This is a genomic window from Peribacillus sp. SIMBA_075, assembly GCF_046534585.1.
In genome coordinates, this window is sequence record NZ_JAWRYN010000784.1 from 1 (window position 1) to 265 (window position 265).

General features: G+C 61.5%; 1 protein-coding gene. It reads right to left on the reverse strand.

Annotated features, from left to right (window positions below; all coding sequences use genetic code 11):
- Window positions 1-140: 140 nt before the first annotated feature.
- A complete protein-coding gene (locus tag SB775_RS30345) occupies window positions 141-251 on the reverse strand; it encodes a hypothetical protein (RefSeq protein WP_410864960.1) in 111 nt (36 codons plus the stop codon).
- Window positions 252-265: the final 14 nt, after the last annotated feature.

Below are 265 nucleotides of genomic sequence, written 5' to 3' on the forward strand. Positions count from 1 at the left end.
GCGGGTAGCAGCGCGCTGGCGAGCAGTTGGCCCGATATGGCCGCTGTCGTAATGATGGCGAGACGGACAGACGTGATGAACCGGCGAGACTCGCGCCTGCCGGCCAGCAGGGCTGCGCACGAAGCGCTTGCACCCTACGGTCATTGCCGCTGCTCAGCCTTGATTGCTAGTGCTGCCGCAGCCAAACGTGTTTCCACGTGGAGTTTGCGGAATAAATGCTCGAGATGTTTGTTGACGGTGCGCGGTGCCATATCGAGGATGTCGC

Coding starts and splice junctions, on each gene's coding strand:
- SB775_RS30345 (WP_410864960.1), bottom strand. CDS start 251: ATGGCACCGCGCACCGTCAACAAACATCTCGAGCATTTATTCCGCAAA.